The organism is Actinomycetota bacterium, from assembly GCA_018830725.1.
Taxonomy (GTDB): domain Bacteria; phylum Actinomycetota; class Humimicrobiia; order JAHJRV01; family JAHJRV01; genus JAHJRV01.
The window spans coordinates 1-8,476 of record JAHJRV010000167.1 but is presented as its reverse complement, the minus strand read 5'-3'; the positions used below and the strand labels follow the sequence as shown (position 1 = coordinate 8,476).

Sequence of the window (8,476 nt, the reverse complement as noted above, 5' to 3'; positions counted from 1 at the left end):
TACAACACTTACAGATGCTATTGGGCGTTGTAAAGGTGCAGTAAATAGTTGGGTCTGTGCTGTGCCATTAGTCTGGAAGTACCCTCTATTTGATGGTTTAGCAAAATTGTTAACGTTAGCAACTGGCTTTGATTTTGATGCCGCAAAGTTAGAGGAGATAGCGGATAGGATCTATACCCTTGAAAGAGCTTTCAATGTCAGACAGGGTATAACCAAAAAACATGATTGGCTTCCACAGAAACCAGAAGTTAAAAAAACTCCTCAAGGCGAAGAGGAAGTAAAAAAACACTATGAAATGCTTACTGATTACTACCGAGTGCATGGTTATGACCTGAAATCTGGCATCCCAACACGAGAAATATTGGAGATCTTGGGTTTGAAATATGTAGCTGACGAACTTGAAGTTCATAGTCCATACCAGGAGTGGGATGGTCCGCCACTTTGGTCTTTAAAGTCTTATCCACATGGGGGAAAACGTGCTTAATAATAAAAGGTGTCAGGTCTTGACATGAGATATCAGTTAATAAATCTAATAGAAAAAAATGAAGGTTAAAGTAAAAGTTGTAGGTCCACTTCAGCAATATGTTAAAAAACCAAAAAGTCAGTGGGATTTACAAGAAGGAACTGTGGTTAACAAATTACTGAATCTTTTAGGATTTCCAGAGAAGATCAGAAAAATGCCAATTATGATATTGGTAAATATGAAGTTCTGTAAAAGCGATGTCAAGTTGAAAGATGGAGACGAAGTTATCCTCCTCTGGCCAGTTGGAGGGGGCTAATTATTCTATGATAAAAATAAAAATTTAACATTTTAATTTAGTAATAATCTTTAACATTTTGTTATTGTAACAACAGATAGGATTTAAATCTGGAAAAGTTACGAAAAATTTACTTATTTCAATTAATGTTATAAAATATATAAATGTAAAATGACTTTAAGATTAAGAGGAAGAAATGAAAGTTATGTTTGTTTATCCAGAAAAATGTGTTGGTTGTAAATCCTGTGAGATTGCCTGTGCTGTGGAACATTCTGAAACAAAAAACATTTTTTATTCTATTTTCGAGACGCCTTCTCCTCAAAAAAGAATTGAAGTTGGTTTAGGTCCAAACTTCACAACTTTTCCTGTTCATTGTAGGCACTGTGATCCAGCTCCCTGTCTTGATATATGTCCTGCTGGGGCAATAAATATAGAAAATGGAACTATCTTAATCGATTCATATAGATGTATCAAGTGCTGGATGTGTCTTATTGTCTGTCCCTTTTCAATTATTCAAGTTGAAAGACAAGATCAAAAGGCACTAAAATGTGATGGTTGTATAGACCGAAAAAAAGAAGATAGATTACCTGCCTGTGTTGAAGCTTGTCCAACTAAGGCTTTACAGTATAAGGAAGTTGAAGAAATAACCAAACTTGAGAGAAAAAAGGTTGCAGATTTAATCTACGCAACTATGAAAGAAGAACCATTTGAAAAAATCCCTGTTTCTATTAAGATGTGGCGAGATATGGGGAAAAGTTTATTTCAGATTAAAGAAAGGATGGAAAGATGAAAGATATAGAACTGAAAACAATTGATATTTCGGCTCAGAAGCTTATAGAAAAAGCAAAAGAAGAAAAAATCGAAATTGTCTGGGATCGGTTTGAAGATCAGCAACCCCAATGCGGTTTTGGGCTGTTAGGTATCTGCTGCCGCAACTGTAATATGGGTCCTTGTAAAATTGACCCCTTTGGAGATGCTCCTCAAAAGGGAATTTGTGGCGCAACTGCAGATACAATTGTTGCCCGTAATATAGCAAGAATGATTGCTGGAGGAGCCGCATCTCATTCTGATCATGGTAGAGATATTGTGGAAACTTTAGAACATACAGCCATGGGAGAGACTCAGGGATATGAAATCAAGGATGAAGAGAAATTGCATCGTTTATGTGAAGAGTACAAAATTAGTCTGGATGGAAAAGATAAGCAAGAATTAGCCAAAGAACTTGCCTCAGAAATAATGAAGGAATATGGAATGGTAAAAGGTGAAATCCAGTTTATCCAAAGAGCGCCTGAAAAAAGGAAAGAACTCTGGAAAAAAATTGGCGTCTTGCCAAGAGGCATTGACCGAGAAATTGTGGAGATTATGCATAGAACCCATATTGGAGTTGATGCTGATTATATAAATATTCTACTTCATGGAGTTAGAACAGCATTAAGCGATGGTTGGGGCGGCTCAATGATTGCCACTGAGTTAAGCGATGTCCTCTTTGGCACTCCTGGACCAGTTGAATCCACAGTCAATCTGGGAGTCTTAAAGGAAGACATGGTAAACATCATTGTCCATGGTCATAATCCTCTCCTTTCAGAGATGATTGTTAAAGCTGTTTCAGATAAAGAATTGATTAAATTAGCCCAAAAAAATGGGGCAAAAGGAATAAATATTTCTGGAATGTGTTGTACAGGAAATGAGCTTTTAATGAGAAAAGGAATTCCCTTAGCGGGGAACTTTTTAACCCAGGAATTAGCCATTATCACCGGGGTCGTAGAAGCGATGATTGTGGATTACCAATGTATAATGCCCTCTCTGCCCGATGTAGCTAAGTGTTATCATACTAAGATTATTTCCACCGCTCCAAAAGCAAAATTTCCTGGAGCTGAACATATTGAATTTGATGAACATAAAGCTGTAGATATAGCCAAGGAAATAGTTAAAACAGCAGTTGAGAATTTCCCCAATAGAATCCCTGAAAAAGTGATGATTCCTGAAAAACCAGTCAAATTAGTTGCTGGCTTCTCTGTTGAGGCAATTCTAAAGGCCCTTGGTGGCACTCCCCAACCCTTAATTGATGCCATTGTTGCTGGTAAAATTCGTGGAGCAGCAGGTGTGGTTGGATGTAATAATCCCAAAATTCCTCATGACTATGGTCATATAGAACTAGTTAAGAAGTTGATAAAAAATAACATATTAGTTGTTACCACTGGCTGTAATGCCATTGCCACAGCAAAGGCAGGTTTGATGCTTCCAGAGGCAGCAGAACTTGCGGGGGATGGACTTAAAGAAATCTGTAAAGCCCTTGGTGTTCCACCTGTGCTTCATATGGGTTCTTGTGTTGATATTAGCCGCATTCTGGTTCTATTATCTGCAATAGCCAATACTTTAAAAGTAGATATTAGTGATTTGCCTGTGGCCGGTTCTGCTCCTGAATGGATGTCAGAAAAGGCAGTCAGTATTGGTGTATATGTTCTTAGTTCAGGAATATTTACAGTTCTGGGTACTGTACCTCCTGTTCTTGGAAGTTCAGCAGTTACTACTTTATTAACCAAAGACATAGAGGGCGTAGTCGGGGCTACATTTGCAGTTGAACCGGATCCAGAAAAGGGAGCTCAACTGATTATTGACCATATTGAAAAGAAAAGGAAAAAATTAGGGCTATCATAAAAAGGAGATTTGAAGTTGAAATATTTGATAATTGGTGCCAGTGCTGCTGGTTTAGCCACTGCAGAAACACTTCACAAGATTCACCCTACTGGCCAAATAACCATCCTTGAAAAAGAAAAAACACAACTCTACTCAAGGATTCTTCTACCCTACCTCCTCTCTGGTGCAGTTGAAGAGGAAAATATCTTTCTACCTGAGCCTGCAGGGGCTAAATTTCTAAAAGGTAAAGAAGTAATAGGAATTGACTCACAGAGAAGAGAGGTGACTGTTTCCACAGGTGAAGTTTTTGCTTTTGATAAACTCCTCATTGCTAGTGGTGCTTCTCCAGTTATACCACAGGTCAAAGGAGCAAATTTACCATTTGTCTTCACAATACGTGAACTATCAGATATCCAGAAAATGAAAAAATTGGTGAAAACAGGAAAAAGAGCCATCATTGCTGGTGGAGGTTTGGTTAGCATGAGGATTGGAGAAGCACTGTACCAACTGGGGATGAATGTTACCTTTGTGATTAGATCTAAACGTGTTCTCTCCCAAATCCTTGATTTCCCTGCATCTACTATTGTGGAGAAGGTATTGGTGAAGAAAGGAATTGAGATTATCAAGGATGATGAAATCATCCAGATCACCAAAGGAGAGATCTACCTTGAGTCAGGTAAAAGGCGAAAATGTGCATTAGTTGTATTTGGGAAGGGTGTCAGTCCAAATGTGAGTTTCCTCACTAATAGTGGTATAGAGATTCAGCATGGTATTGTTGTTAACGAGCATCAACAAACGAACATGGAAGACATCTACGCAGCTGGAGATGTTGTAGAAACACTGGACATTGTCTACGAGGATAAAAGAATTAATGCTCTCTGGCCAGTAGCTAGAGAACAAGGGCACATTGCTGCTATGAATATGACCTCTATTCCTATCACCTACGACGGAAGTGTGGCATGGAACGTACTTAAGGTCTTCGGTCTGCCTATCTTAACCATTGGGATGGGACGGGAAGAAAAACCAGAAGTAATGCGGGAACAGGGCAAGGAATTTTACCGCAAGCTTGTCCTCGATAATAGTGTGCTCAAGGGATTGATCTTCATTGGTGACTTGAAAAGTGGGGGGTTATATTTATTCCTGATTAAAAGGAAATTAGATATTTCCTCATTCATACACCCTATGCTTAAAAACACATTCCAATATTCTAACTTCGCACACCAACTATTTAGAAACTAAAGAAAATTCCTTTTAAAAGAACAAAAGTCTCTTCTTATTATAGACGTATTTTGATTGTTAAAGAACAAAGTTAGTGCACTTTTAATGGTCTATTACCTTAAACAATAATATAATCTTCTTTGGGTACTTGACCATAAAAAACTTTTCTTTTTTTACCGCCTACTTTTTTCTCTACTTCATCTAATGTTTTACCTGAAGCTATTATTTTACCTTTATAATATGCCACTACTTTTCCTCTATATTTTTTATCTATTTTAATTTGATTATACTTATAAACTTCTTTCTTTTTCATTTTTCCTCCTAAATAATATTTTAATATTTTTTAATTATTTTTGAAATACAGTAAATATGGTTTCACTTTTAGTTTTTTCCCATTTATCTATTTCTTTTTTAACTGCTTTGATTATTAGATCCTTCATGCTTTTATCTTCAAGTGCTGAAACTATTTTTATCTTTTTATGTAGATCATCAGATAAATATATTGTCATTTTCTTCATTTTACATCACCAAATATAATATATAGTAAAAATGTAAAAATGTCAAGATGTTAATTTCTAATCTTAGAATTTAATTTATTGATAAATTTTTTCTATCAAAAAGGTTTAAAAATTAATAGATAAAATATTAAACTATTTAAACAGTTTAAATAGTTTAATAAAAACATACCTTCTATTTAAACTATTTTCAGGTTTTTATATAAAAATAGAAGCAGTTTTTAAAGTCCGCTCCTTTAATAATTATATTTTTTAAATTAATTTAATTAACTGAAATACCGATAGCTCTTAAAATTCCTTTTTGTATCTCTGAAAAATCTGGCGTACCAATTCTACCTACAGGATCACCAATTAATTCATCTTTTTTAATAGTTGTTATTTGTTCACATTTAACTGTTGATGGTTCTCTTAAACCACTTTTACTTGGGTATAATTTCACATGTGTCGGTGCTTCTCTAATTGTAGTTGAGATAGGAACAACAATAACATCATTTGCATATTTATTCCTTTCATTAATCGATACTACCAAAACAGGTCTTTTCTTTTCTCCTACTCTAGCCAAATAAATTCTTCTTTGTTCAGGAAAATTTCTTTCATTCATTTTGACCCCAAACCTTTTCAGCCTGTTTAGTTGAAAATTCTGCCCACTCTTTATCTTCTTTAATTTCTTTCTCTGTAAGAGATTTATAATACTTTACAGTTTCTACCTTCAGCTTTTCTAACTTACTAATTTCATAAAAACTCTTTATTATGAATGCAATAGTTGAACTTCTAGACTTTAAATTTTTATATTCATTTTTTATTTCATTTACAACTTGAATCAGATCAGGATCAATTGTTATAGTTATTGGTTTTTTAGTTTTTGATTTATTTTGTTCTTTAAAAGCATTTATTAGACTAATGTTATAATTCCACATATTTTTCCTCCTATTATTTATCATATTGATAATGATATAAATAATACTACAATTAAAATATTGATGTCAAATCTTTTATTTTATATATATAAAATAGTGAATGCTATAAATCTATAACGCTCACTATGAACTTAATTTAGCACCCACCCACTGAGAAACAAAAAGGAGCAGTTTTTAGTCTGCTCCTATAAAACTTAATAAAATTTTTTCAAATCTTAATTTTCTCTCTCCAAAATAAATTTTATTTGCTTTTTTAGTTCAGGTAAGTTCTGTTTAATATTTTTCCCTTAAATATTTTGGTAGTACGCTACTTGCTTCTCCCATTATTTCAAAATTTCTTATAACTGCATCTATTGTTTTTCTATCTTTCTTAAAATCTTCAAAAGAGTGACGCGCAGTATATTCTTCTATCAAGATTATAGAATCAAGAATATGGTTTAGGTATGCCTTAAAATCCCTCTCCAATAGTTTCAGCCTCCTTTAAAATATGTGGTCCAATATATTTACTTAATCCTCCTTTTGATACAATACTTACTTTTTTCTTTAGTATTTTTGAAAGATTGTATTGAAGGTCAACAATATCAAAAAGAGTAGTTCCCTTGTTAAAGACTATAAGAAAATCAATATCACTATCTCCTTTTTGCTCATTTCTTACAAACGAACCAAATAGAGCAATAGATTTAACTTTATATTTTTTTAAAATATTTTTGTGTTCATTTATGATTTTTTTAATTTCTTCTTTATTCATTTCCTATTCTCCCATATTTAAAATTTGCTTTTATAATTATATAATAAGAAAGAAGGCAAGAGAAAAAATCCCTTGCCTTTTAATATAAATAAAAATAGGAGCAGTTTTTATAGTCTGCTCCTTTAAAAAATATTATTATTGTTAATTATAATTTACTTAATTTTGTTTATTTGTTCCTTTAATTCTTTTATTCTTACTTTAGCAACTTGCCATGTTAAATTTAAATCTACCTTAAAATAGTCATGAACTATAACATCCCTCATTCCAGAAATTCTCTTCCAGGGAATATCGGGATATTTTCTCTTTAAATCTTCAGGAATATTTTTAACAGCTTCACCAATTATTTCAATCCTTCTTATTACAGCATCTTGTAATTAATCATTATTAAAAAAATCTTCTTCTGTAATATTCCCTATATATTTTTCAATAAGATTTATGCATTCTAAAATATGCTCTATTAAAATTCTATAATCTTTTTTCATAATACTACTGCCTCCTGCTCACTTAATATTCTTTCTTTAAGAAGATGGTGTAAAGAGTTATAGGTTAAAACATCAACTTTTCTATCCAACATCTCCTCAAGTTCTATCTTTAAACCAGCGAGTTCAAGAAGACTAGCATTTTCTGGAAGTTCTACCAAAATATCTATATCACTATCTTTATTATAATCACCTCTTACAATTGAACCGAAAAAAGCTGCTCTTTTAACTTGATATCTTTTCAATACCGGAATAATTTTATTCTTGATTTTATTTATATTCATTTTTCCCTCTTTTTCTTTTATATTTTCCATTTTATTAATATTTTACATTATTTTTGTTATTCATATATAAAGTTTAAATCCTTTCACTTTTTTACCTCCTTTAAATTGAAAAAGGCAAGAGAATCTAATCCCCTGCCTTTATTAATTTATTTTTTTTAAAAAAGGAGCTTTGGGGCTTTTCTTTAGCTAATTTTATAAGAAATGTTTCTCACCCCATAGCTCTATTTATCAGGTCTTTTAATTAATATTTTGAAATGCCAAAAACACTCCTTACTAATATACTCTTAAAAAGGAGTGTCAGATTCCCTTTTTACTAAAGATTCTGATGATCTCATCTGATGATCTCAAAATCTTTTTTTTATGTTTACCTTTTAAATTTTTCCTTATCCAGAGTGTTGATATTCTCAAGTCTCCAGTGAAAAATTAAAGGATCACATCTTAAAAACAGAGGTTATTTTCATAAAGCTCTATTTTATTTGACTCTCTTAGTTTTTTTAACCTTTAATGGTGCAATTATCTTTCTTTGAGAGAGTGTCAAATACTTATATAATTGACTTAAAAAAACTTTAAAAAATAACTTATATTCTTAATTATACATAAAATACTAAATATGTCAAGAAAATTCAAAAATATTTTAAAAATTATTTCTCTTTTATCTCTTTTAAAGTGAAATCTTCTATATAAAATCTGTTATTTTCTTTTATAAAATTAATAGTTATAATGTCGCTATAATTAATTGCTAAATTAGGATCTTCATAAACCCTTTGAACTAAAACCTCAGATGAATAATTTTTATCATTCTTTTTTATATTTTTAAATTCAATATTATAAACCCTACTTCTTTGAAACCAACCCCAATCATCTTCAACTATGTATTTTTTATAACCCTCTTCAAATTCATTAAATATTAAATTCTCTTT

At 32.2% G+C, this 8,476-nt stretch carries 13 protein-coding genes and 1 pseudogene; 5 read left to right on the top strand and 9 right to left on the bottom strand.

The features are described from left to right. The 5 genes from KKC53_07285 to KKC53_07265 all read left to right on the top strand — a co-directional run. The coding region (locus KKC53_07285) for an aldehyde ferredoxin oxidoreductase C-terminal domain-containing protein (protein ID MBU2598949.1) at positions 1-484 on the top strand (484 nt) is incomplete at its 5' end. Between the two features lie 58 nt (positions 485-542). Beyond that, positions 543-779: a MoaD/ThiS family protein gene (locus tag KKC53_07280; GenBank protein MBU2598948.1), complete on the top strand. Its 237-nt coding sequence runs from the start codon at positions 543-545 to the stop codon at positions 777-779. A 175-nt stretch (positions 780-954) separates the two neighbouring features. Beyond that, the gene (locus tag KKC53_07275) at positions 955-1,548 is read left to right on the top strand and encodes a 4Fe-4S dicluster domain-containing protein (protein MBU2598947.1); all 594 of its coding nucleotides are present in this window, start codon (positions 955-957) and stop codon (positions 1,546-1,548) included. Then, positions 1,545-3,416 (top strand): anaerobic carbon-monoxide dehydrogenase catalytic subunit, encoded by a 1,872-nt coding sequence (cooS, locus tag KKC53_07270; GenBank protein ID MBU2598946.1) that lies wholly within the window; start codon positions 1,545-1,547, stop codon positions 3,414-3,416. The genes KKC53_07275 and cooS overlap by 4 nt, the downstream gene beginning before the upstream one ends. A 15-nt stretch (positions 3,417-3,431) precedes the next feature. Further along, complete coding sequence (locus KKC53_07265; GenBank protein ID MBU2598945.1) at positions 3,432-4,634, top strand: FAD-dependent oxidoreductase; 1,203 nt, start codon at positions 3,432-3,434, stop codon at positions 4,632-4,634. A 97-nt stretch (positions 4,635-4,731) separates the two neighbouring features. On the opposite strand, the gene KKC53_07260 is transcribed toward KKC53_07265, so the two are convergent. From KKC53_07260 to KKC53_07220, 9 genes and pseudogenes are all read right to left on the bottom strand, one after another. After that, a complete protein-coding gene (locus tag KKC53_07260) occupies positions 4,732-4,926 on the bottom strand; it encodes a hypothetical protein (GenBank protein MBU2598944.1) in 195 nt (64 codons plus the stop codon). Between the two features lie 34 nt (positions 4,927-4,960). Continuing rightward, the gene (locus tag KKC53_07255) at positions 4,961-5,131 is read right to left on the bottom strand and encodes a hypothetical protein (GenBank protein MBU2598943.1); all 171 of its coding nucleotides are present in this window, start codon (positions 5,129-5,131) and stop codon (positions 4,961-4,963) included. Positions 5,132-5,390: 259 nt separating this feature from the next. Beyond that, positions 5,391-5,729: a type II toxin-antitoxin system PemK/MazF family toxin gene (locus KKC53_07250; protein ID MBU2598942.1), complete on the bottom strand. Its 339-nt coding sequence runs from the start codon at positions 5,727-5,729 to the stop codon at positions 5,391-5,393. Beyond that, complete coding sequence (locus KKC53_07245; protein MBU2598941.1) at positions 5,722-6,045, bottom strand: hypothetical protein; 324 nt, start codon at positions 6,043-6,045, stop codon at positions 5,722-5,724. Before KKC53_07245 ends, KKC53_07250 begins: the two co-directional genes overlap by 8 nt. A 273-nt stretch (positions 6,046-6,318) precedes the next feature. Then, positions 6,319-6,510, bottom strand: a complete 192-nt coding sequence (locus KKC53_07240; protein ID MBU2598940.1) for a DUF86 domain-containing protein — start codon at positions 6,508-6,510, stop codon at positions 6,319-6,321. After that, complete coding sequence (locus tag KKC53_07235) at positions 6,494-6,793, bottom strand: nucleotidyltransferase family protein (protein ID MBU2598939.1); 300 nt, start codon at positions 6,791-6,793, stop codon at positions 6,494-6,496. The genes KKC53_07240 and KKC53_07235 overlap by 17 nt, the downstream gene beginning before the upstream one ends. Positions 6,794-6,945: 152 nt before the next feature. Continuing rightward, positions 6,946-7,275: pseudogene (locus KKC53_07230) on the bottom strand (DUF86 domain-containing protein). Next, positions 7,272-7,556, bottom strand: coding sequence for a nucleotidyltransferase family protein (locus KKC53_07225; GenBank protein ID MBU2598938.1), 285 nt, complete (start codon positions 7,554-7,556; stop codon positions 7,272-7,274). The pseudogene KKC53_07230 and the gene KKC53_07225 overlap by 4 nt, the downstream one beginning before the upstream one ends. A 641-nt stretch (positions 7,557-8,197) precedes the next feature. Continuing rightward, a partial coding sequence (locus KKC53_07220; protein MBU2598937.1) for a hypothetical protein occupies positions 8,198-8,476 on the bottom strand: 279 nt, incomplete at its 5' end.